This is a genomic window from Paenibacillus campinasensis, from assembly GCF_002272015.1.
GTDB classification, from domain to species: domain Bacteria; phylum Bacillota; class Bacilli; order Paenibacillales; family Paenibacillaceae; genus Paenibacillus_AQ; species Paenibacillus_AQ campinasensis.
Genome location: NZ_NPBY01000078.1, coordinates 1 through 21,849 on the forward strand (window position 1 = coordinate 1; position 21,849 = coordinate 21,849).

General features: G+C 52.5%; 23 protein-coding genes. 20 read left to right on the plus strand and 3 right to left on the minus strand.

Features of this window, described 5'->3' with window-relative positions; genetic code table 11:
• Nucleotides 1–260 precede the first annotated feature (260 nt).
• Nucleotides 261–890 carry an SRPBCC family protein gene (locus CHH67_RS21860; protein WP_244908299.1) on the minus strand — a complete coding sequence of 210 codons (630 nt, stop codon included), beginning with the start codon at nucleotides 888–890 and terminating at the stop codon, nucleotides 261–263.
• Nucleotide 891: 1 nt separating this feature from the next.
• Nucleotides 892–1,200: a metalloregulator ArsR/SmtB family transcription factor gene (locus tag CHH67_RS21865; protein WP_095267497.1), complete on the minus strand. Its 309-nt coding sequence runs from the start codon at nucleotides 1,198–1,200 to the stop codon at nucleotides 892–894.
• Between the two features lie 222 nt (nucleotides 1,201–1,422).
• Here CHH67_RS21865 and CHH67_RS21870 point away from each other — a divergent pair, with 222 nt between their 5' ends.
• The 17 genes from CHH67_RS21870 (at nucleotide 1,423) to pssA (ending at nucleotide 18,668) form a co-directional block, all read left to right on the plus strand.
• Nucleotides 1,423–2,373 (plus strand): ABC transporter ATP-binding protein, encoded by a 951-nt coding sequence (locus tag CHH67_RS21870; RefSeq protein ID WP_244908300.1) that lies wholly within the window; start codon nucleotides 1,423–1,425, stop codon nucleotides 2,371–2,373.
• The gene (locus tag CHH67_RS21875) at nucleotides 2,366–3,130 is read left to right on the plus strand and encodes an ABC transporter permease (protein WP_095267499.1); all 765 of its coding nucleotides are present in this window, start codon (nucleotides 2,366–2,368) and stop codon (nucleotides 3,128–3,130) included. Before CHH67_RS21870 ends, CHH67_RS21875 begins: the two co-directional genes overlap by 8 nt.
• Nucleotides 3,131–3,203: 73 nt before the next feature.
• On the plus strand, nucleotides 3,204–3,566 hold the full coding sequence (locus CHH67_RS21880; RefSeq protein ID WP_095267500.1) for a GntR family transcriptional regulator: 363 nt from the start codon (nucleotides 3,204–3,206) through the stop codon (nucleotides 3,564–3,566).
• Between the two features lie 30 nt (nucleotides 3,567–3,596).
• On the plus strand, nucleotides 3,597–4,298 hold the full coding sequence (locus CHH67_RS21885; protein WP_095267572.1) for an ABC transporter ATP-binding protein: 702 nt from the start codon (nucleotides 3,597–3,599) through the stop codon (nucleotides 4,296–4,298).
• A complete protein-coding gene (locus CHH67_RS21890) occupies nucleotides 4,295–5,029 on the plus strand; it encodes a hypothetical protein (protein WP_095267501.1) in 735 nt (244 codons plus the stop codon). The genes CHH67_RS21885 and CHH67_RS21890 overlap by 4 nt, the downstream gene beginning before the upstream one ends.
• A 310-nt stretch (nucleotides 5,030–5,339) precedes the next feature.
• Nucleotides 5,340–6,389: an amidohydrolase/deacetylase family metallohydrolase gene (locus tag CHH67_RS21895; protein WP_425320452.1), complete on the plus strand. Its 1,050-nt coding sequence runs from the start codon at nucleotides 5,340–5,342 to the stop codon at nucleotides 6,387–6,389.
• Nucleotides 6,367–7,470 carry a DgaE family pyridoxal phosphate-dependent ammonia lyase gene (locus tag CHH67_RS21900; protein ID WP_095267503.1) on the plus strand — a complete coding sequence of 368 codons (1,104 nt, stop codon included), beginning with the start codon at nucleotides 6,367–6,369 and terminating at the stop codon, nucleotides 7,468–7,470. Before CHH67_RS21895 ends, CHH67_RS21900 begins: the two co-directional genes overlap by 23 nt.
• A gap of 2 nt (nucleotides 7,471–7,472) precedes the next feature.
• The gene (gene dagF, locus CHH67_RS21905; RefSeq protein WP_095267504.1) at nucleotides 7,473–8,228 is read left to right on the plus strand and encodes a 2-dehydro-3-deoxy-phosphogluconate aldolase; all 756 of its coding nucleotides are present in this window, start codon (nucleotides 7,473–7,475) and stop codon (nucleotides 8,226–8,228) included.
• Nucleotides 8,221–9,237, plus strand: coding sequence for a sugar kinase (locus CHH67_RS21910; RefSeq protein ID WP_095267505.1), 1,017 nt, complete (start codon nucleotides 8,221–8,223; stop codon nucleotides 9,235–9,237). The genes dagF and CHH67_RS21910 overlap by 8 nt, the downstream gene beginning before the upstream one ends.
• Nucleotides 9,238–9,245: 8 nt before the next feature.
• Entirely contained in the window at nucleotides 9,246–9,962 is a 717-nt protein-coding gene (locus tag CHH67_RS21915) for a GntR family transcriptional regulator (RefSeq protein WP_095267506.1), read from the plus strand.
• Nucleotides 9,963–10,369: 407 nt separating this feature from the next.
• The gene (locus CHH67_RS21920; RefSeq protein ID WP_095267507.1) at nucleotides 10,370–10,831 is read left to right on the plus strand and encodes a CtsR family transcriptional regulator; all 462 of its coding nucleotides are present in this window, start codon (nucleotides 10,370–10,372) and stop codon (nucleotides 10,829–10,831) included.
• Between the two features lie 26 nt (nucleotides 10,832–10,857).
• On the plus strand, nucleotides 10,858–11,382 hold the full coding sequence (gene mcsA / locus CHH67_RS21925; RefSeq protein WP_095267508.1) for a protein-arginine kinase activator protein McsA: 525 nt from the start codon (nucleotides 10,858–10,860) through the stop codon (nucleotides 11,380–11,382).
• Between the two features lie 55 nt (nucleotides 11,383–11,437).
• Nucleotides 11,438–12,508, plus strand: a complete 1,071-nt coding sequence (gene mcsB, locus CHH67_RS21930) for a protein-arginine kinase McsB (protein WP_095267509.1) — start codon at nucleotides 11,438–11,440, stop codon at nucleotides 12,506–12,508.
• A gap of 62 nt (nucleotides 12,509–12,570) precedes the next feature.
• Nucleotides 12,571–15,024 carry an ATP-dependent protease ATP-binding subunit ClpC gene (gene clpC, locus CHH67_RS21935; RefSeq protein WP_095267510.1) on the plus strand — a complete coding sequence of 818 codons (2,454 nt, stop codon included), beginning with the start codon at nucleotides 12,571–12,573 and terminating at the stop codon, nucleotides 15,022–15,024.
• A 397-nt stretch (nucleotides 15,025–15,421) separates the two neighbouring features.
• The gene (gene radA, locus CHH67_RS21940) at nucleotides 15,422–16,789 is read left to right on the plus strand and encodes a DNA repair protein RadA (protein ID WP_095267511.1); all 1,368 of its coding nucleotides are present in this window, start codon (nucleotides 15,422–15,424) and stop codon (nucleotides 16,787–16,789) included.
• Between the two features lie 7 nt (nucleotides 16,790–16,796).
• Nucleotides 16,797–17,879, plus strand: coding sequence for a DNA integrity scanning diadenylate cyclase DisA (gene disA / locus CHH67_RS21945; protein ID WP_155618807.1), 1,083 nt, complete (start codon nucleotides 16,797–16,799; stop codon nucleotides 17,877–17,879).
• 60 nt (nucleotides 17,880–17,939) lie between these two features.
• Nucleotides 17,940–18,668: a CDP-diacylglycerol--serine O-phosphatidyltransferase gene (gene pssA / locus CHH67_RS21950; protein ID WP_095267512.1), complete on the plus strand. Its 729-nt coding sequence runs from the start codon at nucleotides 17,940–17,942 to the stop codon at nucleotides 18,666–18,668.
• A gap of 159 nt (nucleotides 18,669–18,827) precedes the next feature.
• Here the strand turns inward: pssA and CHH67_RS21955 are convergent, their stop codons facing one another.
• Nucleotides 18,828–19,223, minus strand: a complete 396-nt coding sequence (locus CHH67_RS21955; protein ID WP_095267513.1) for a nucleoside triphosphate pyrophosphohydrolase family protein — start codon at nucleotides 19,221–19,223, stop codon at nucleotides 18,828–18,830.
• A 263-nt stretch (nucleotides 19,224–19,486) separates the two neighbouring features.
• Here CHH67_RS21955 and CHH67_RS21960 point away from each other — a divergent pair, with 263 nt between their 5' ends.
• From CHH67_RS21960 to ispF, 3 genes are all read left to right on the plus strand, one after another.
• Nucleotides 19,487–20,575, plus strand: a complete 1,089-nt coding sequence (locus CHH67_RS21960) for a PIN/TRAM domain-containing protein (RefSeq protein WP_095267514.1) — start codon at nucleotides 19,487–19,489, stop codon at nucleotides 20,573–20,575.
• A gap of 78 nt (nucleotides 20,576–20,653) precedes the next feature.
• Nucleotides 20,654–21,352, plus strand: a complete 699-nt coding sequence (ispD, locus tag CHH67_RS21965; RefSeq protein WP_179292195.1) for a 2-C-methyl-D-erythritol 4-phosphate cytidylyltransferase — start codon at nucleotides 20,654–20,656, stop codon at nucleotides 21,350–21,352.
• Nucleotides 21,349–21,837: a 2-C-methyl-D-erythritol 2,4-cyclodiphosphate synthase gene (ispF, locus tag CHH67_RS21970; RefSeq protein WP_095267515.1), complete on the plus strand. Its 489-nt coding sequence runs from the start codon at nucleotides 21,349–21,351 to the stop codon at nucleotides 21,835–21,837. The genes ispD and ispF overlap by 4 nt, the downstream gene beginning before the upstream one ends.
• The last annotated feature ends 12 nt before the right edge of the window (nucleotides 21,838–21,849 follow it).

Sequence of the window (21,849 nt, forward strand, 5' to 3'; positions counted from 1 at the left end):
GAACAACCGAATAAAGCCCGTTATCGAATATTCGATAACGGGCTTTATTATTTACAGCATGAATGGTTAAGGAAATGAAATTCATGTAGTCAGTCTAATTATTATTGAGTATGGAGTAGTCGGCTCAAATTTTTGCATGAAGAATATGGGGGAACTCTGCCGCCAGACAGGTATAAACTAAGTTCTCTCGGCTGGTGTCCGTTGACCGTAAGGCAAGACGGTGAGCGTCGTCTGCATCGGCTGTCCGTTTCTGATCCATGTTAGCGTGTAGGATCCCCGGGCTGCATAGAGGTTACTTTTTCCTCGAGTTGGTCATAGTTCTGGATACAATGATCATCCGCCTGCACTATGACATCACCTGCCTCGATAATGCCATCTGCAGACGTATTAGGAATAACCTCGAGGACCTTGGTGCCAGACACTTCGTGATCCTGGTATGTATAATGCTGAACACCGATCCAACTAGTCCAGAAGGAAGAGCGGATGTCTTTGCTATCCTCAAGCACATATTTCATATTCTGCATAAAACGATACGTACCAAACGCCATATTGTCCATCATCATATACTCTTGTTCACTGGCCCAGTGTCCAGTGTATTCAATCGCGACCAGTGTTCCATCAGCATGCTCTTCGAGCGTCCATATTGTGAACTCTCCGGCTTCGTTCTGAAGGGCCAGCTTCTTGTATGGAATCAGCTCAACGATCTTACCTCGGTAAGAGACGCCCCACCCATAATCCAGTTCGACAATCCCTCCTACGGTCAGGTCGATTCGACAATGACGTGTCTCCCAGCGGTTTCGCTCCTCGGGATCGGTTAATGCGCTCCATGCTCGTTCTGGTGTCGAGCGGATCAGAATCTCTCTTTTGACATGGTTAAAAATGTTTCCCATACTAAGACTCCTCCTCAAGATATTGTTTCAATCGATTCAGCTTGTTGTCCAGAATACGTCCGATTTCATTCTGAAGACGCTGATACTCTACTTCGAAAACAGGGGTATTTAATCGGTAAAAGCAATATTTACCTTCCCGTCGCTCGAGTACAAGCTTCTCTTCTAACAAAATAGCAAGGTGTTTCTTAATTGCAGGCTGTGAGATGGTAAACGACTTTACAATCTCCAATTGGGGAAGTTCCCGTTCAGCTAACATATTCAGAATCTGTCTTCGGATGGGATCGGATATAGCCCGGTATATATCGCTCATCCAGTATCTCCTTCCTGAATAAAATATAACCATAAGGTTATATGAAATAGATTAATCCTATTCAGCATAGATGTCAAATTTTTTATAAAAACAACTATTTACAATACCAAAACACTAGTGTACTATTTAACTATGACACCAACACGGATGAGGAGTGGAAACATGAACGGATCATATGCGCCCGCCGAGCGGGAGGCGCACGGGGGAGCCGGAAATGCAGCAATGGCGGTCTCGGAAACCAGCCAAGCGGTTCTGTCAGTAGCAGGCGTGACGAAAGCGATCGGCAATCGAAAGATTGTCGACGGGCTGACCTTTGATATTTACCGGGGGGAGGTTGTAGGTTTGCTAGGCCCTAACGGTGCAGGCAAGACAACAACCATCCGGATGATTGTAGGCCTGATTGAAATGACCAGCGGTGATGTGTTCGTCCAGGGGCATAGTATTAAGAAGGATTTTGTAAATGCAATTCGTTACATCGGTGGGATTATCGAGAATCCCGAGTTCTATCCATACATGAGCGGCTATGACAACTTGAGACAGTATCAACGCATGGCCGAGGGTGTGAGCATCGGAAGGATTATGGAAGTGGTGAAGCTGGTCGGACTGCAGGATGCGATTCATAAGAAGGTCCGCGCCTACTCGTTAGGGATGCGTCAGCGGCTTGGGATCGCCCAGGCATTGCTGCACAGCCCTTCCATCCTGATTCTGGATGAGCCGACGAACGGACTGGATCCGGCAGGCATTCGCGAAATGCGAGATTACTTGAAGAAGATTGCTAAGGAAGAGGGCATATCCATACTCGTCTCAAGTCATCTTCTGTCGGAGATGGAATTGATGTGCAGCCGGGTTGTAGTCATTCAGGAGGGCAAGCTGTTAACCGAGCGCTTGATTGGTGAGCATTCGGCGGATAATGTTCAGCAGCAGGTGATGATCTCGCTACGAGTAAACGATGTCGAGCTGGCACAGCAGACAGCGAAGCTTCATCAAGGGATCCAGGTGCTGGACGCGCAGCCGGATAACGGGACAGTCACAGTACAGCTCCCAGAGGAGGATATCCCTTCACTTGTGGATTCCTTGTCTGCAGCAAGAGTAAGAGTCTACCGCATAGAAGAGTGCAAGTCCTCGCTTGAGGATGAGTTCCTGAAATGGACAGGAGGGAATCGCATTGCGTAGCTTTGGGTATTTGCTCTGGAATGAGTGGTTGAAAATGTTTAAGAAACGCAGCTTCTTTATACCGTATCTTTTGCTGGCAGGGATGGTCATTTTTGTGGCGTTTATTCTGTCCGAGTTCGCGCAGGGTTCGGCGGATGGCTATGGTTTTGCGGAGATGGCGCTGTCGACAAGAGGTATGGGGGCCATGCTGACACTGCTTGCGATTGTTATGACGGCCGGCACCGTTTCGAAGGAGCACAGCATGGGCACGATCAAGTTTTTGCTGATTCGGGCGCAGACGCGGACCAAGATTCTGGCGTCGAAATATGTCATGGTGCTGATCTACTCCGCAACGCTTGTTGTTTTTCTCGGAGTGATTGCTGTATTGACCGGACAAATTGTGTTTGGCCCGGGGGATGGGGCCGGGGCGACTACGTTCAGTGAGGTGCTTAGGGCCGGCGTTTACAACTTGGTGTATACTGCCGTCTATGTGACTTTGGCCTTCACAGCTGGCATTCTCACCCGATCCACAGGATCGGCCATCGGTATCGGCATGTTTATGATCGTGGCGGAAAGCCTCGCCGTCCAGCTGCTAGCCAGATATAGCTGGTCCAAATATTTGCTGTTTTTCAACGTCGATCTGTCCATGTATGATGGAGGCGCCGGATCAGTATTTCCGGGCATGAGTTTAATGTTTTCTATTATTGTTCTCGCTGCATACCTTCTCTTCTTTCTTATGGCTGGATTTATCACGTTTAATAAACGGGATGTCGCCTAGGAAAATGAGCTAGTGCAAACAACGCTAGTATAGGTGCATGTAGGGAAGAGTGGCCGAAAGGAGTAACGGGAGCATGAGTATTGAGTTCGATAATAACCTGCCGATCTATTTGCAAATTATGACTTACCTGAAGAAAGAAATCGTGATCGGAAAGCTTCGGCCCGGTGATAAAATTCCATCTGTCCGTGAGCTTGCAGCAGAGCTGCAAATCAATCCGAATACAGTGCAGCGAACCTTTCAAGAATTGGAGCGTGAAGGTATCGTGGAAACACGTCGCGGCTTGGGCCGATTCGTAACCAGTGAGGAAGAGAAAATTATGACGATAAAAAAAGAGATGGCTGGCGAACTGCTGGAGAATTTCATCAAAGGCATGCAGGAGCTGGGCTTTGAAGAGCAAGACATCGTAGCGATCGTAACCGATGCGGTGAAACCATAACCGGTAATAGGAGAAGGGAGAATGTACAGCATGGATCAACTGCTTCAATTCGACCATGTCAGTAAAGTATATATGCGAGGAAGAACAGCTCTTAACAACGTATCCCTGAACATTGGCAGCGGAAAAATCATCGGACTGCTGGGGACCAACGGGAGCGGAAAGAGCACCTTTATGAAGATTGCCGCCGGACTGCTGCAGCCCTCCTCAGGCCATGTGACGATCAGCGGAACCCCGGTCGGGCTTGATACCAAGTCTATCGTCTCGTTCATGCCGGACCGGCCGCTGACGGAAGCATGGATGAAGGTGTCGGATGCGGTCGCATTTTTTCAGGATTTCTACCAGGACTTCGATGTCCAGAAGGCACACAACATGCTGGAATTTATGAATATTCAGCTTAACGATCGAATCAGCGCGCTGTCCAAAGGGATGAATGAGAGACTGCAGCTGACGCTGGCACTGTCCCGCAATGCCCGGCTGTATATGCTGGATGAACCGATCGGAGGGGTGGACCCGGTAGCCAGAGGCAAAATTCTGGACGCGATTGTGGAGTTCTATAATGAGGACAGCTCACTGATCATTTCCACACATCTTGTAAGGGACATTGAACGAATATTTGATGAAGTTGTGTTTATACGAAATGGTGAAATTGTGCTGCATGATGAAGTTGAGAATATCCGCATGAAGCATGGAAAAAGTGTAGATGAGATGTTCAAAGGGGTGTTCGCGGAATGATAAGGCTTCTGAAATACGACTGGAAACGCAACTCTACCACGGTGCTAGGAGCACTCGTAGTTCTGATCATTGCTCAAATCGCCATCATGGTCATGGGATTCATGTGGGGATGGCTTCCGGCCGCTATGCTGGGTCTCGGTATCATGGCCTACAGCTCCGTTGGTGTGCTAATGGTAGTGCTTGTGGTGAAAACCTTCGACTATAACATCAAGAGCTATCAGCGGCGTCTGCTCCCCCTCCATTCCATATGGTCGATTCTGTCCCCCTTGCTGATGGGGTGTCTCGGTGTGCTGTGCTTAGGTGCAGTGGTTCTGCTTCACTTGTGGATGTACTTCAACCTGCTTGGTCTTCACGATTCCAGCTTGGCATTCCACACCGTTTTCGATAATTGGGACTACCTGAAGGCACTGATCATGCTCGTTTGGAACTTTATCTTCCTGATGCTGACGATTTTCTTTGCTACTGCAGTATCTAGAACTACATCAAGTAGAGCCGGAGTCTGGATCGGCATCCTTACATTCCTTGTGCTGCACTCTATCATCGGATGGGTGTCCCAAAAGCTGTTTGGAGATGGATACTGGTCGCAAAGCGGGTCTATTAACGAAGAAGGAGTGTTCTTTCAACTTGGCCCGGTGGGTCAGTCCTGGGGGGATGCGATACTTGAAGTTATAGTCTCCATCCTCCTCCTGTATGCAACAGCATATCTGATTGAACGGAAGGTAGCAGCCTGAGCAAGTCGCGGTTATTACGAAATATGGGTTTTAAAAATAGACAACGAAGGCAAGCTCGGTGACCGAATGGGCCGAGCTTGCCATTTCTTTTACCATCAAACATTATAACGTTATATTCACATCGCTATGAATCTATGCTATGCTAGGGAAGACAGTAAGATGGATAGCAGTAACTGGAACGGATTCATTAAGCAAATGGCTCAGGACAGTCAGTATAGGAATTGCAACAGGGAATGGGAAAGGAAGGGATGAGGCCATCTTGGAAAAGCAACTCGTAATTCGCAATGTCCAGACGGTACAGGGTACATCAATGGATATTGTCGTTGAGAACGGCCGGATTGCGGCTATAACCCCGGCTAACTCGGCCCAGGGGGATAAAGTGTATGACGGCTCGGGACAGTATGTCTCCAGCGGCTGGATCGATATGCATGTGCATGCGGTTCCCGGATTGGATCCCTACGGTGACGAAATTGATGAGATTGGCGTCAAGCAAGGGGTAGCCACCATTGTAGACGCAGGCAGCTGCGGTGCAGACCGTATCGGAGAACTGGCGCAGGATGCAGCGCGGGCCAAGACCAACGTGCTCGCATTCCTGAACATTTCGCACATCGGGCTGGAGCGCATTGATGAGCTGTCGAATCTGGACTGGATTGATGCTGAGCGCGTCATGGAAGCGCTCGGGTCTTACCGGGATATAATTGTCGGACTGAAGGCAAGGATTAGCCGGAGCGTCGTTAAGGAGCAAGGAGTGGAGCCGCTGCGGCGGGCGAGGAAGCTGTCGCTTGATACATCGCTGCCGCTGATGGTGCATATCGGCTCAGGCCCTCCCGGGATTGAACAGGTCATTTCCCTGCTGGAGAAGGGCGACATCGTTACCCATTACTTGAACGGGAAGGCGAACAATCTGTTCACCCCGGATGGTAACCCGTTGCCGGCGCTTCAGGAAGCTATTGCGCGCGGGGTACATCTGGACGTCGGGCATGGAACTGCCAGCTTCTCCTTCCGGGTCGCCGAATTTGCCAGAAGACACGGGATTGCCCCGAACACGATCAGTTCGGATATTTACAGAGGTAACCGGTTGAACGGCCCGGTGTACAGTCTGGCTCATGTGATGTCCAAGTTTTTGCTGCTGGGCTACAGCCTGAACGAAGTGATTGCAGCAGTGACTGAAGCAGCAGCCGTCTGGCTGGGAAGGCCTGAGCTTGGGCGGATCCAGGTTGGGGATCCTGCGCATCTGACGCTGTTTACCGTCACCGAGGGGGATATTGAACTGACGGACTCCGAGGGAGAGACGAGAATTGCCAAACGATATATTGAGCCAAAAGGAGTTGTGGTCCATGGATCATTCACTGCATGCTAAATACGGATTGAAGCGAGTTGTTAATGCGAGCGGGCGCATGAGCATTCTCGGGGTGTCAGCCCCGACGGATACGGTCATGGAAGCGATGAGAATCGGCGGACAGAGTTATGTGGAAATTGCCGATCTGGTGGACAAAGCTGGCGACTACATCGCCCGTATCCTTGGATCGGAGGCTGCGGTCGTGGTGAACTCGGCTTCCAGCGGCATCGCGCTGTCCGTGGCGGCGATTGTGACCCAGGGCAACCGCAGACGAAGCGACAGGCTGCATCAAGAACCGATCGCGAACAATGAGATCATCATGCTCAAAGGGCATAATGTTCAGTATGGGGCGCCGGTAGAGACGATGGTATACCTTGGCGGCGGCAAAGTCGTTGAGGTGGGGTATGCCAATGAAGGCCGCAAGGAGCATATTGAGGAGGCCATCGGCGAGCATACCGCGGCTATTTTATATGTGAAGTCCCATCACTGTGTTCAGAAGAATATGATATCGGTTGAGGAAGCCGCCGAGGTGGCACGGGCGCATGACATTCCGCTGATCATCGATGCGGCAGCCGAGGAAGACATCCATAAATATGTGAAGTACGGCGATCTGGCTATATACAGCGGGTCGAAAGCGATTGAAGGGCCCACCTCCGGCATCGTGGGCGGCAAGCGTCAGTATATCGAATGGGTGAAGGTACAGCTTCACGGCATTGGTCGCAGCATGAAGGTGGGCAAAGAGACCACGTTTGGCTTGCTGCAGGCGCTGGATGAATACATCGTCAAGGAAGACAAGAGTGAGCAGGAGAAGGCCGCGCTGGAAGCCCTGAAGGGGCTGTCTGCTCTCTCGGGCATCGAGGTTGCGATTGTGCAGGATGAGGCAGGACGTGCGATATTCCGGGGCCGGGTGAAGGTGAATCCGGATGAGGCAGGCGTGACAGCCAAGGAGATGAACGATCAGCTCCGCGAGGGCGCAATTGCCATCTACACGAGGGACTACGGCGTGCGTCAGGGTTATTTCGATATCGATCCGCGCTCTTTGGCGGGAGACGATTTGCAGGTCATTATTTCAAGAATTCAGCAAATAGCAGGAGGCAAATAATTATGGCAAACATCGATAACAGATTGTACAAGAACCGGACTGCGCTGAACGTCCTGGCTGGCAGCATTCAGAATGCAAAAGAAGTATTCGAAGCGGCGGAAGGATATGTGCTCGTTGGCGTTCTCTCGAAAAATTATCCCACTGTGCAGGAAGGGGTAGCTGCGATGAAGGAGTACGGGGCAGCGATTGAAGATGCCGTGTCCATCGGTCTTGGGGCAGGCGACAATCGTCAGGCCGCTGTCGTGGCCGAGATTGTAAAAAGCTACCCGGGCACGCATATCAATCAGGTATTCCCGGCGGTAGGAGCCACCCGGGCCAATCTTAACGGTGCTGACGGCTGGATCAACAGCCTGGTGTCCCCGTCCGGACAGGTCGGCTATGTGAATATCTCCACGGGGCCGTATAGCGCGGCTAACAGCGAGCATGCGGTTGTGCCGGTTAAGGCGGCAATTGCTCTTGTGCGTGATATGGGGGGCAATGCCCTGAAATACTTCCCGATGCAGGGGCTTAAACTCGAAGATGAGTATCGAGCAGTTGCTAAGGCATGTGCCGAGGAGGGCTTTGCGCTTGAGCCGACCGGCGGCATCGACAAGGACAACTTTGAAGCGATTGTCCGCATCGCACTGGAAGCCGGGGTACAGCAGGTCATTCCGCACGTCTACTCGTCCATCATCGACGCCGCGAGCGGAGATACGATCGTGAGTGATGTTCAAGAGCTGCATCAGAAACTTAAAGCGCTGGTGGATCAGTATGCCTAAGGTTATCGCTGCGTTCGGCGAGGTCATGATGCGGCTTCAGGTTCCGGGCTACGCATCCTTGGCACAGGAGAGTCATCTGAATTATTCCTTCTCGGGAACGGGTGTCAATATTGCGTCTGCGCTGTCGCGCCTCGGACATACCGGTTATCTGATCAGCACGCTGCCGGATAATCCGCTCGGGGAGGCAGCCTTGGCCTACCTGCGTAAGCTTGGCATCCATACCGGATTGGTCAGCAGGGCTGGCAAATATATCGGCATGTATTTTCTGGAGAACGGCTTTGGCGTCCGCCCGGGCAGGGTCACTTACACCGACCGGCTCGGCAGCAGCTTCAACACCGCGGGAGACGATGTCTACGACTTTGAAGCGATCGCTGACAGCATTGATCTGGTGCATTTTTGCGGGATTACGCTTGCGATGAATGATCAGGTACGCTCTCAAATGAAAAGCCTCGCCCGTGCTGTCAAGGCCCGCGGCGGCAAGGTGGTCTTTGACTGCAATTATCGGCCTTCCTTGTGGGGGGCGGACCGCTATGCTTATGCCAGACCGCATTATGAAGAGATGCTGTCCTTGGCGGATGTGGTGTTCATGAATGAGAAGGATGCGATGTACATCCTGGGACTGACCACGACGAAGACGGAACGCCGGGCGCAGCTGGAGGAGTTGATTCCACAGGCGGCAACCAAGTATGATATAAAGGTTGCAGCCGGCACTCATCGCAGCATTAACGGCGATAATACGCATTCTTTGCAGGGATATATTTATACGGGGGGCGCTTTCGAATATTCGAAGCAACTCACCTTCTCGGTTCACGACCGGATCGGGGCCGGGGATGCGTATGCAAGCGGCATAATTCACGGCACCCTCGAAGGGTATGACCCGAAGCGCACCGTAGAGTTCGCAGCCGCTGCCGGAATGCTTGCGCATACCGTGACCGGGGATACGCCTACGGCCAATGAGCGCGAGATTGTCCAGGCGATGAATGAGCACATGTCAGATGTTGAAAGGTAAGATCAGAGATGACGATTACACGGAAGAACGGTCCGCTATATTTGCAGATCAAAAAAATTATAAAAGACCGCATTCTGCACGGCGTCTATCCGCTCGGGTCCCATATTCCGTCCGAGCCGCAGCTGGAGCGGGAATTCAACGTCAGCAAGATGACGATCCGCAACGCAATCCAGGAGCTGTACCAGGAAGGTTATGTGGACAAGCGAAGCGGCGTGGGCACCATTGTGATCCGCAACACCTCTTTTTCTAAGCTGTCCAAGGGCAAACGCTTCACCGAGATTCTGGTCGAGGAAGGTCATCAGATCCAGAAGCAGCACCTGAGCTTTGGCTGGACGCAGCCGGAGCCGGGCACCGAATTGTACGAGAAATTCGGCGAACGCTGCCGGTATATTGAGCGCCTGTATTTGCTGGACGGTCAACCGTACATTCACTATATTCATTATATTTCATCCAGAGTTGACCTGGGGGAGGAGCTTGATCAAAGCGAGCTTCCCTCACTATATGACCGGATTGAAGAGAGCAGAATCACGCTGGAGCAATTCCGTGACCGGTTCACGGTTGCACCGGCGCAGGAGGAGACCGAACGGCTGCTCGGGGTGAAGCCGGGCACACCGCTTCTGAAAAGGCTCCGCTCCTCCTATGATGCCGAAGGCTCGATTATAGAGTACAGCATTGGCTACTACAACACGGAGCTCCAGCATTATTTGATCACCTATGATCTGTAAGACCTCCAGTTCTGTCGATGGCTCCCGGTTATTGTCCGGGGTCGGCCCGGCACTAGGAGTTGAACAGCAGCACATAGATCAAGAGCATTCCCGTCCTTGCCATAAGGATTGGGGGATGCTCTTTTGTGTGTACAGGGGGCTGTGAGCGGAAGGCTGCCTTCAGGGCTATAAACAGGCTGGAAATGGGGTACAATAATGATGTGAGGCGTGAATGGAACATCATTATAGAAAGCCCTTGGCAAAATAAAAAAATGTGCTATAATAAAGTTAAAGTCAAAGAAAGTCAAAGTCAACGAAGGGTTCGCAGTTTTTGATTATGGTTAATTCAACCTATAAGCAAGGCTCTGTGCGGACGTGTAAGATCCCTATCCATCTTTACGTTTCAAGCAGTGGAGGATGAACAGACAATGCGTAATATCTCTGATATTATCGAACAATACCTAAAGAGCATTATACAGGAAAGCCCTGAAGGAACCGTTGAGATTCAGCGGAATGATCTGGCGGAGCAGTTCTCATGCGTGCCATCCCAGATCAATTATGTCATCAGCACACGGTTCACGCTCGAGAAGGGGTTTCTCGTGGAGAGCAAGCGCGGAGGCGGCGGCTATATTCGTATACAGCGTATCGAATTGCCGCAGCATTCGGCGCTTCATAAGCATCTTAACCACACGATTGGCAATATGATTGACCAGACGGTGGCAGAGGGGCTGATTTATCAGCTTGAGGAAGCCCGGTTGCTCACCAAGCGGGAGGCTTGCTTGATGCGCGCCGCAATTTCTCGGGAGTGCCTGAACGTCAAGCTTCCTTATCGGGATGAGCTGAGAGCCCGGATTATGAAGGCCATGCTTGTATCTTTATTAGGTAAGTGAGTCTGTCTGTTAAGGAGGCATGTGATATGTTATGCCAGGAATGCGGCAAACGGCCAGCAACGCTCCATTTCACCAAAATTGTGAACGGGGAGAAAACAGAATTTCATTTTTGTGAATTCTGTGCCCGAGAAAAAGGGGAATTGATCCCCGGAACGTCGAATGGTTTTTCTATACACAGTTTGTTGTCGGGCCTCCTGGATCTGGATCCTTCCGGAAAAGGGCAGACGCCAGGTGCGATATCGGCACAATCTCTGCGGTGTGAAGAATGCGGCATGACCTACTCCCAGTTCAGCAAGGTCGGACGCTTCGGCTGCAGCTCCTGCTACAACTACTTCTCGGATCGTCTGGACCCGCTGTTCAAGCGCGTTCATGGGAATACGGCGCATATCGGCAAAGTGCCGAAGCGCAGCGGCGGCCGGATCAAGCTCAAGCGCAGACTCGACGAATTGAAGAAGGAACTTCAATATCGGATCGTGCGTGAAGAGTTTGAGGCTGCGGCCGAAATCCGGGATCAAATTCGAGAGCTCGAGAAGAACATGGCTCAAGGTTAGTGCTTCGTGAGCGATGAGCCAATGAAACTGGACTTGAAGTAGGAGGGATTGCGTGATGTCCAATCTTCGGTTTACGGAACATGCGCTCAGCGAATGGATGCGTGGAAGCGGTCAGGACTCCGACATTGTCATTAGCACTCGCGTCCGGGTAGCCCGCAACCTTCAGCATCTTCCTTTCCCGCTGTTGGCAACGAACCAGCAGTCCGGTGAAGTGCTTGAGCGCCTGACCAAAGTCATCGAGGATGAGCAGCTGTTGAACGACTTCGGCGTGCTGCATGTCATACCGTTAAATGAGATTAACGATCTGGACAAACAGGTGCTCGTTGAGAAGCATCTGATCAGTCCGAATCTGGCCAGCGAGTCCCGCAACGGCGCTGTGGTGCTGACAGATGATGAATCGGTAAGCATTATGATCAACGAGGAGGATCATCTCCGCATTCAATGCCTGTACCCCGGCTTTCAGGTTCATGAAGCCTGGGAGCGGGCATCGGCGCTGGATGATATATTCGAGTCCAGAGTCGATTATGCCTTTGATGACAAGCGGGGCTACTTGACCAGCTGTCCGACGAATGTCGGCACCGGGCTTCGGGCTTCGGTGATGATGCATTTGCCGGCGCTGGTCATGACGCAGCAGATCAACCGGATTCTGTCGGCGGTGTCGCAGGTAGGGTTGACGGTCCGAGGGATTTACGGAGAAGGCAGTGAGGCGCTGGGCAACCTGTTCCAGATTTCGAACCAGATTACGCTCGGGCAGACCGAGGCCGAAATTATCGAAAATCTGCACAGTGTCGTGCTTCAGATCATAGAACATGAGAAGAACGCCAGAGAGCGGCTTCTGAATGAATCCAAGATCCGGATTACGGACCGGGTGATGCGTTCCTACGGCATTCTGTCCTATGCGGCGGTCATGGATTCGAAGGAAGCGGCACAGCGCTTGTCGGATGTCCGGCTCGGGGTGGATCTGGGCATTCTGGAAGGACCGCCAAGCTCGGTCATGAATGAGCTGAATGTGAAGACACAGCCCGGCTTTCTGCAGAAGACATTCGGCGAGAACATGAATCCTTCGGAACGGGATGTCTACCGGGCGAAGCTGATCCGGGAAACACTTGGTCATACTTGTAGTTAATGATATGAAACGAACCGCAATACGATAATAACGATACGAATCGAACGTGGAGGTGCAATACGATGATGTTTGGCAGATTTACAGAACGTGCGCAAAAGGTGCTGGCACTCGCTCAGGAAGAGGCCGTTCGTCTGGGCCACAACAATATTGGAACAGAACATATCCTGCTCGGACTCATCCGTGAAGGGGACGGCATTGCAGCGAAAGCGCTGATCGGCCTCGGCCTTGGACTGGAGAAAATCCAGGACGAAGTGGAGAGCTTGATCGGACGCGGACAGGAGCAGCCGACGAATATTGCTTATACGCCTCGCGCCAAAAAAGTCATTGAGCTTTCGATGGATGAGGCTCGCAAATTAGGCCATACTTATGTAGGGACTGAGCATATTCTGCTCGGTCTGATCCGTGAAGGAGAAGGCGTCGCAGCTCGCGTGCTGAACAACCTCGGCATCAGCCTGAACAAGGCGCGCCAGCAGGTGCTTCAGCTGCTCGGAAGCAGCGAAGCCGTGTCGAGCCATCACGGAACGCCACAGAACGTCAGCACACCGACGCTGGATAGTCTGGCCCGGGATTTGACGGCCATTGCCAAGGAAGGCAATCTGGACCCTGTCATCGGCCGCAGCAAGGAAATCGAGCGTGTCATTCAGGTGCTCAGCCGTCGTACGAAGAATAATCCGGTGCTCATCGGTGAGCCGGGCGTTGGTAAAACGGCGATTGCCGAAGGGCTGGCGCAACGGATCATCAACAATGAAATTCCGGAGACGCTTCGCGACAAGCGGGTCATGACACTCGATATGGGCTCTGTCGTGGCAGGCACGAAATACCGGGGCGAGTTCGAGGACCGTCTGAAAAAAATCATGGATGAAATTCGTCAGGCCGGCAACATCGTTCTGTTCATCGATGAGCTGCATACGCTGATCGGCGCTGGCGGTGCGGAAGGCGCCATTGATGCATCGAACATTTTGAAGCCGTCCCTTGCTCGGGGCGAATTGCAGTGCATCGGTGCAACGACGCTGGACGAATATCGCAAATATATCGAGAAAGACGCAGCCCTGGAGCGCCGCTTCCAGCCGATTACGGTCGATCAGCCGTCTCCGGAGGAAGCGATCCAGATCCTCTACGGACTGCGTGACCGTTACGAAGCGCATCACCGTGTGAAAATAACGGATGAAGCAATCGAGGAAGCGGTGAAATTGTCGGACCGTTACATTACAGACCGCTTCCTGCCGGATAAAGCGATTGACCTGATCGATGAGGCCGGATCGAAAGTCCGTCTGCATACGTACACGATTCCGCCGAACCTGAAGGATCAGGAAGCGCGTCTGGAGGATATCCGCAAGGAGAAGGACGCCGCGGTCCAAAGCCAGGAATTCGAGAAGGCTGCCGCGCTTCGCGATACGGAACAGAAGCTTCGTGAAGAGCTTGAAATTACGAAGAATCAGTGGAAAGAGAAGCAAGGCCGCACGGACTCCGAGGTAACCCCTGAGGATATCGCGGACGTTGTAGCCAACTGGACCGGCATTCCGGTCAACAAGCTGAAGGAAGAAGAGACCGAACGTTTGCTGAAGCTGGAGGAGATTCTCCACAGCCGCGTCATCGGCCAAGAGGAAGCGGTGAGAGCCGTCAGCCGTGCTGTGCGCCGTGCGCGCGCCGGTCTGAAGGATCCGAAGCGCCCGATGGGCTCCTTCATCTTCCTCGGCCCTACAGGCGTCGGGAAGACGGAGCTGGCTCGTGCGCTGGCCGAAGCGATGTTCGGCGACGAGAACGCCGTGGTTCGGATCGATATGTCCGAGTATATGGAGAAGCACTCCACTGCGCGTCTCGTCGGAGCGCCTCCGGGATATGTTGGTTACGAAGAAGGCGGCCAGCTGACCGAGAAGGTTCGCCGCAAGCCGTATTCCGTTGTGCTGCTCGATGAGATCGAGAAGGCTCACCCGGAAGTGTTCAACATCCTGCTCCAAGTGCTTGAGGATGGTCGTCTGACCGATTCCAAGGGCCGCGTGGTCGATTTCCGGAATACGCTTATCATTCTGACGTCCAACGTGGGCGCAGAGGCGATCAAGCGCAACTCGACGCTTGGCTTCACCGCCGCGAGCGATGCCGGACGCGACTACAACAACATGAAGGGCAAAGTGATGGATGAGCTGAAGAAGAGCTTCCGTCCGGAGTTCCTGAACCGGATCGACGAGATCATCGTGTTCCACTCGCTCGAAGAGAAGCACATCGCCGAAATTGTGACGCTGATGTCCGACGAGCTGCGCAAACGGCTGCTGGAATTCAACGTGGAATTCGAGCTGACCGACAAAGCGAAGAGCTTCATTGCCAAGGAAGGGTACGATCCGGCCTTCGGTGCTCGTCCGCTCCGCCGGGCACTGCAGAAGCATGTTGAGGACCGGTTGTCCGAGGAACTGCTGAAGGGCAATGTGGTCAAAGGCGACTCGGTGGTCATCGACGAGGAGAACGGCGAACTGGTCGTTCGCAAGACAGGCAAAGTAACAGCCGCTGCCGAAGCGGAATGATCATATAGATCGATTGAATAGAAGAACTGCACTGAGCGTCCGGGGGGATTCGTCCTTGGGCGCTCATGCTTTTTTATCGGGATCAGCCAGGTTCCTCTGCGTATACTTGCGCAAATGTGTTTGCACTTTTCTAACGTGTGTTATGCAACGATCATCCTAAATCCGACGGCGATAGACAAATTTGTTAAACAACGGTTAATTATAGCTAAAAAAAGTGTGCCGCCACACCGAAATCAACAATAGGGACAACTTCCTTATAAAACCATGGGTATAGGCACCTAAAGTTACTGAATAGTCTTTACGATGAATTGTGTTCAATGGTAAACTTTGAGTAATGTCTGATTTTGCAGTCTTTTACGGAATCCGACAATGACCGAACGTGATAAAGGAGACATTCATGGCCAAAACTAAGACGAAATTTACTTGTACTGAATGCGGCTATGAAGCCCCTAAATGGTACGGTAAATGTCCGGGCTGCCAATCATGGAATTCCATGGTGGAGGAGACCGAGACAGTTGTCAAGACCCAGGGGAGGAACTCCCCTCTTTTTCATAGTAAAGAAAAACCTCTTTCGATCATAAATATAGAGAGTGGCAAGGAACCCCGTATCCAGACCGGGATTACGGAGCTGAATCGTGTTCTCGGCGGCGGGCTCGTTCCCGGCTCCCTTGTGCTTGTCGGCGGGGATCCCGGGATCGGTAAGTCCACGCTGCTGCTCCAGGCCTCGAACCGTTTGGCACAGAGTGGTGTGCGGGTGCTGTATATATCGGGAGAGGAATCGGTCCGCCAGACCAAGCTTCGTGCTGATCGGCTCGGGGCGCTGTCCGAAGAGCTGTTCGTGCTGTGCGAGACGAACCTGGAGGCGATTGAAGAGGCGATCGAGAGCGTGCAGCCGGGCTTTGTTGTCATCGACTCCATTCAGACGGTTTATCTGCCGGAGGTGACGAGTGCGCCTGGCAGTGTAGCTCAGGTGCGCGAATGCACATCCCGGTTTATGCGCCTAGCCAAGGTGAAGGGCATCGCCACGGTTCTCGTTGGCCATGTGACCAAGGAAGGGGCCATTGCTGGACCGCGCATGTTGGAGCATATGGTGGATTGCGTGCTGTATTTCGAAGGCGAGCGGCATCACACGTACCGCGTGCTGCGCGCCGTTAAGAATCGATTCGGCTCGACGAATGAAATCGGCATTTTCGAAATGGGCGAGGATGGGCTGCGCGAGGTCGGCAATCCTTCCGAGCTGTTCTTGTCGGAGCGTCCGCTCGGCGTGGCCGGCTCGACGGTGGTGGCGAGCATGGAGGGCACGCGGCCGGTGCTTGTGGAACTGCAGGCGCTGATCTCAACCACCCATTTTCCTTCGCCAAGACGAATGGGTACCGGGGTCGATCATCACCGGATGAATCTGATCATCGCCGTTCTGGAGAAGCGAATGGGCATGTTCCTCCAGACGCAGGACGCATACCTGAACGCAGCCGGGGGCGTCAAGCTGGATGAGCCGGCGGTGGATCTGGCGATTGCCGTCAGCATTGCCTCCAGCTTCCGCGATATTCCGACCAAGCCCTATGATGTCATCTTTGGCGAAGTGGGTCTGACCGGTGAAGTTCGGGCGGTGTCCCGGGCAGAACAAAGGGTGAAGGAAGCGGAGAAGCTTGGCTTCAAGCGTGTCATCCTGCCGGAGAAGAGCCTGAAAGGCTGGAAACATCCGAAAGGAATTCAAATTATAGGAGTTAATACCGTTGCAGATGCACTGGCGGTTGCGTTAGATTAGGGGGCATATGAAGGTGAAGGAATCGAGCCAACTGGATAAAATGAATGATCTGCTTAAGCTGGTAGCTCCGGGAACACCGTTTCGCGACGGCCTGGAGAACGTGCTGCGGGCGAAGACAGGGGCGCTGATCGTGGTCGGCTACAGCCCGGAAGTGATGGAGGTTGTGGATGGGGGATTCTCCATTAACTGCGATTTCTCGCCCAACTATTTATATGAGCTGGCGAAGATGGACGGCGCCATCATTCTCAGCGAAGACCTGAAACGAATTTTGTACGCCAACACCCAGCTGATCCCGGATTCCTCCATCGCCTCCATCGAGACGGGGATCCGTCACCGGACTGCGGAACGGGTGGCCAAGCAGACAGGCAAGCTCGTTGTGTCCATCTCTCAGCGCCGGAACATTATTACGCTGTATCAAGGCTCGCTACGGTATGCGCTGAAGGAAATCGGCGTCATTCTGACCAAGGCGAACCAGGCGATTCAGACGCTGGAACGCTATCGGGCAGTCCTCAATCAGACGCTGACCAACCTGTCGGCATCGGAGTTTGAAGAACTGGTCACCATTCCGGAAGTGGTCAACGTTATTCAGCGAGTGGAGATGGTGCTTCGGATCAAGAAGGAGATCAAGCGCTATATTAATGAGCTTGGCAATGAGGGCCGGCTGATCAGCATGCAGATGGATGAGCTGGTCAGCAATATGGAGGAAGAAGCCTGGCTGCTGTATGCGGATTACGTGCGCGAGTACAGCGAGGAGAAAATCCGCGAAATCATACTGGCTTTGAAACGCTCAACGGATGAAGAACTGCTCGACATTCATCACATTGTGCGTCTACTCGGATATCCGGCCTCGGCGGCGGCCTCCGAGGAGGAGATTCTGCCGCGGGGCTATCGCATTTTGAATAAAATTCCCCGTCTGCCGAATGTGATTATCCGCAACCTGGTGGACCGGTTCCAGGATCTGCCGAGCATTATGGCTGCTTCCATCCACGAGCTGGATGAAGTGGACGGCATCGGAGAGGTTCGCGCACGGACCATCAAGGAAGGGCTCAAGCGTTTGCAGGAACAAGTATTCATTGACAGGCAAATTTAAAACCCCTACAATCAATGGATGTCTGCACGTACACTGTTAGACGACGAGGTGAATATACACATGACAAAATCAATTCCGAACATGTTTACGTTAGGTAATCTGTTTCTCGGAATGATTGGTATTATCCTGGCTTTTGAAGGCCGGACCAGCATGGCTGCGATTATGATTATTATCGCCATGCTGCTCGACGGACTCGACGGGCGTGTCGCCCGGGCCCTGAACTGCCAGAGCGAACTGGGCAAGGAACTGGATTCATTGTCCGATGTTATATCGTTTGGTGTTGCGCCTGCTTTGATCATGTACACAGCTGTTTTCAGCGATTTGAATAACGCATTGGCCTGGACCGTGACAGCCATCTTCCCGATGTGTGGAGCGATGAGGCTGGCAAGATTTAATGTTCGTCCCGGCATACCTGGGTATTTTATCGGACTGCCGATCCCGGCAGCAGGCGGCGTACTGGCTACGCTGGCATTGTTCAACGAAGAGATTATGGCGCCTTACATGATCGTGGCGATGCTGCTTCTGTCTTATCTGATGGTCAGCAGCGTCAAGTATCCGAATTTCAAAAAAGTCGGAATTCCAAAGACTGCCATCAAATTTACTCCGATTGTCATTATCGGCGCTGTCATGGTTGCCGTGTTCTTCCCGGAGCAGACATCGATGCTGATCTTTGTGCCGCTTGTGCTGTATGCAGGCTACGGGCTGCAGCAGAACCTGCGCAGATTCAGAAGAAAAAAGCGCAAGAAGGACAACAATTCCGAAGAAGCTTACCAATCTTCCGATCACTAGCAACCTGCCATTATTCATCATTCGAATATTTCCAATAATAAAAAGCATTTATTTCCTGCCCTTAAGCAGTGAAATAAATGCTTTTTATATGCATATAAAAGGCCGTTCCTTATATCGAAGAACAAAATGATCGTCTGGTGCTGCCAGCGCAAGTGCTGATTATGACAAGTTAAACAGACCGAGCGTCGAGCATTTCTGGGACTCTTTGCTCACAACATCATCCAGCTGGATGTCCAGCAGATTAGCCAGGGCGGACATGTAGAAAAGGCTTCGTCCAAGCTCGGAGCTGACGGCCTCACGGCAGTTCTCGCACAGCTCACCCTTCACATGCGTGCCGGCGAGTTCCCGGGCATGCTCAAGGTCAGCGCCGATATCGAAGGTCTGCTTCGTGGCGTGAAGCTCGATGCATCCGCATTCCGTAACAGCCTTGGTGACAGCTCGGTTAACGGATGCGCTGCTTTGACCATTTTTGGACAATACATCCATCAAGCTGCGATGACGGAGCAACAATTCGGAAACTTGATCCTGAAAAGCCTGTAAACTAGGAGCGCTCATTTTTACATCCACCTCGATATTTATGAATTGAATTCATTATATTCCACACGTTCAGCCGATTTCAACCAATTTAGGGATTGGCAGGGCGGTAAGGCACAGGGGGAGGCAGCAACAGAACGGCGGCTGGCAAGGAGACGAACATGACAAGGAAACATTTTCAAAAAAAGCTAACCAAGACGATTATGCTGTAAAAAATTGGACCATACTGGAAAGTAAGAAGAGGGAAACATTGATTTCTGAAGTAAAAGGAGGTGCGAAAGCTCATGATTAAAAAAGCTATCTTAGCATTTGCGGTTTTATGCGGAGCATGGTGCGGATATACGCTGTACCATACGGTCCCGCAATCATTCTCGGAGCTCTCGCCGATATTTGATCAAGGTATATTCGCGGCAGGCAGCGGGGCATCCGCGCTGTTGGGGGGATTGTTGTTTGGCGTGATTGGCATGCTCGTGGCTGACAAGGTGGCAGGCCGTCTGCAAACGATGATTTCCGCTTTCTCGCGGATTCCGATGAATGAGCTGGCTGCCGGTACGGCAGGACTTCTGGGCGGATTGCTGCTGTCGCTGTTAATGTCGCCGGGGCTGCTGTGGCTTGGACAAGCCGGGAAGCTGATGCAGGTCGGAATTACGCTCTTGGGCGGATACATTGGTCTTAGGATCGGGCTGGAGAAGAAGGAAGAGCTGGCTTCGCTATGGATGTCCGGCAAATGGAGCCAGGTGGCCGAGCCGGAAGGCAGACGCATTGAGGAGCATAAGATTCTGGATACGAGTGTCATTATTGATGGCCGCATTGCCGACATTTGCAAAACCGGATTTATTGAGGGGACGATTGTCATCCCGGAATTCGTACTGGAGGAGCTCCAGCATATTGCGGATTCCTCGGATCTGCTGAAGCGCAATCGCGGTCGGCGGGGACTGGATATTTTGAATAAAATTCAGAAAGAGCTCGAAGTGAAGGTACTCATCTATGAAGGGGATTTCGAAGAAATATCCGAAGTGGACAGCAAGCTGGTCAAACTCGCCAAAGTGCTTCAGGGGAAAGTGGTAACCAATGACTTTAATCTGAACAAGGTGTGCGAGCTTCAAGGCGTATCCGTGCTGAATATCAACGATTTGGCCAATGCGGTCAAGCCGGTGGTGCTGCCAGGGGAAGAAATATTGGTTCAAATTATTAAGGACGGGAAAGAACACGGCCAAGGCGTGGCCTATCTGGATGACGGTACGATGATCGTTGTCGAGGGAGGACGGGAATATATCGGCACCATGATGGAGGTGCTGGTGACAAGCGTGCTGCAGACCTCGGCCGGCCGAATGATCTTCGCCAAACCGAAACTGTTGGAAAAAGCCCAGTAAACGGAGTATGATGAAGGTATACATATGTCCGTTTTCGCCACGCCGTGGTTGAGAGTGGGAAAGACAGGAGTTTTGGGTATGTTGTCGAGCTTCGGGGCCGTCATTGTGGCGGCGGGGAAAGGGTCCCGCATGGGGACCCGGGAGAGCAAGCAATATCTCATGTTGAATGAGAAGCCAATTATGATTCATACGCTGGAAGTGTTCAACCGGCTGCCCTGGCTGCGGGAGATCGTACTCGTCACGGGCGAGGGCGAGGTGGAGCGCTGCCAGAGGTGGATTCAGGAATACCGATTGGACAAGGTGTCAGCCGTCATTACCGGCGGCAGCGAGAGACAGCAGTCCGTTTACCAAGGAATCAAGCAAATTTCTTCAGATTGGGTAATGATACATGACGGTGTCAGACCGTTTGTCACATCGGAAGAAATTGAACGGTGCCGGGACGCGGCGCTCCGCGAGGGCGCATCGGTGCTGGGGGTTCCTGTCAAGGACACAATCAAGCAGGTGAACGGTCAAGGCTTCATTGCAGGAACGCCGGATCGCCAAAGCTTGTGGGCCGTTCAGACCCCACAGGCTTTTCGTCTTTCCGATCTGCTGCAGGCTCACCAGTCAGCGGAGCAGGAAGGGTTTGTCGGCACGGATGACGCCATGCTGGTCGAGCGTATGGGCGTTCCGGTGGCGGTGGTCGAGGGGAAATACAGCAACATCAAAATCACCACACCAGATGATCTGGAGTATGCAATGTTCTTACAGAAACGCAAGGGAGAGAGCAGGGAATGATTCGTATTGGACAAGGATTTGACGTGCATCAGCTGGTGGAGGGGAGGCCGTGCATCATTGGCGGTGTGACCATTCCTTATGAGAAAGGGCTGCTCGGGCACTCGGATGCGGATGTGTTGCTGCATGCCATTTCGGATGCCATTCTGGGCGCGCTGGCGTTTGGGGATATCGGGCGGCATTTTCCAGATGACGATCAGGCTTTTAAGGATGCCGACAGCCTGGAGCTGCTGCGCCAGGTATGGGCGATGGCCAAGGAGCGGGGTTACTCGCTTGGCAATGTCGATGCAACGATTATTGCACAGAAGCCGAAGATGGCGCCGCACATCCCGCAGATGGTCGAGATTATAGCGGGAGCGCTTGAAGCGAGTGCCGAGCAAGTCAATGTCAAGGCTACAACAACCGAGCAGCTGGGCTTTACCGGACGCGGCGAGGGGATTGCCGCACAGTCTGTTGTGTGTCTCGTGAAAGGTATGCTATCATCTTGAAGGAATCTTTGA

Excerpts from the sequence above, each read along its gene's own strand:
- CHH67_RS21860 (WP_244908299.1), bottom strand. The coding sequence starts at position 890 with ATGGGAAACATTTTTAACCATGTCAAAAGAGAGATTCTGATCCGCTCG.
- CHH67_RS21865 (WP_095267497.1), bottom strand. The coding sequence starts at position 1,200 with ATGAGCGATATATACCGGGCTATATCCGATCCCATCCGAAGACAGATT.
- CHH67_RS21870 (WP_244908300.1), top strand. The coding sequence starts at position 1,423 with ATGGCGGTCTCGGAAACCAGCCAAGCGGTTCTGTCAGTAGCAGGCGTG.
- CHH67_RS21880 (WP_095267500.1), top strand. The coding sequence starts at position 3,204 with ATGAGTATTGAGTTCGATAATAACCTGCCGATCTATTTGCAAATTATG.
- CHH67_RS21885 (WP_095267572.1), top strand. The coding sequence starts at position 3,597 with ATGGATCAACTGCTTCAATTCGACCATGTCAGTAAAGTATATATGCGA.
- CHH67_RS21890 (WP_095267501.1), top strand. The coding sequence starts at position 4,295 with ATGATAAGGCTTCTGAAATACGACTGGAAACGCAACTCTACCACGGTG.
- CHH67_RS21895 (WP_425320452.1), top strand. The coding sequence starts at position 5,340 with ATGGATATTGTCGTTGAGAACGGCCGGATTGCGGCTATAACCCCGGCT.
- CHH67_RS21900 (WP_095267503.1), top strand. The coding sequence starts at position 6,367 with ATGGATCATTCACTGCATGCTAAATACGGATTGAAGCGAGTTGTTAAT.
- dagF (WP_095267504.1), top strand. The coding sequence starts at position 7,473 with ATGGCAAACATCGATAACAGATTGTACAAGAACCGGACTGCGCTGAAC.
- CHH67_RS21910 (WP_095267505.1), top strand. The coding sequence starts at position 8,221 with ATGCCTAAGGTTATCGCTGCGTTCGGCGAGGTCATGATGCGGCTTCAG.
- CHH67_RS21915 (WP_095267506.1), top strand. The coding sequence starts at position 9,246 with ATGACGATTACACGGAAGAACGGTCCGCTATATTTGCAGATCAAAAAA.
- CHH67_RS21920 (WP_095267507.1), top strand. The coding sequence starts at position 10,370 with ATGCGTAATATCTCTGATATTATCGAACAATACCTAAAGAGCATTATA.
- mcsA (WP_095267508.1), top strand. The coding sequence starts at position 10,858 with ATGTTATGCCAGGAATGCGGCAAACGGCCAGCAACGCTCCATTTCACC.
- mcsB (WP_095267509.1), top strand. The coding sequence starts at position 11,438 with ATGTCCAATCTTCGGTTTACGGAACATGCGCTCAGCGAATGGATGCGT.
- clpC (WP_095267510.1), top strand. The coding sequence starts at position 12,571 with ATGATGTTTGGCAGATTTACAGAACGTGCGCAAAAGGTGCTGGCACTC.
- radA (WP_095267511.1), top strand. The coding sequence starts at position 15,422 with ATGGCCAAAACTAAGACGAAATTTACTTGTACTGAATGCGGCTATGAA.
- disA (WP_155618807.1), top strand. The coding sequence starts at position 16,797 with ATGAAGGTGAAGGAATCGAGCCAACTGGATAAAATGAATGATCTGCTT.
- pssA (WP_095267512.1), top strand. The coding sequence starts at position 17,940 with ATGACAAAATCAATTCCGAACATGTTTACGTTAGGTAATCTGTTTCTC.
- CHH67_RS21955 (WP_095267513.1), bottom strand. The coding sequence starts at position 19,223 with ATGAGCGCTCCTAGTTTACAGGCTTTTCAGGATCAAGTTTCCGAATTG.
- CHH67_RS21960 (WP_095267514.1), top strand. The coding sequence starts at position 19,487 with ATGATTAAAAAAGCTATCTTAGCATTTGCGGTTTTATGCGGAGCATGG.
- ispD (WP_179292195.1), top strand. The coding sequence starts at position 20,654 with ATGTTGTCGAGCTTCGGGGCCGTCATTGTGGCGGCGGGGAAAGGGTCC.
- ispF (WP_095267515.1), top strand. The coding sequence starts at position 21,349 with ATGATTCGTATTGGACAAGGATTTGACGTGCATCAGCTGGTGGAGGGG.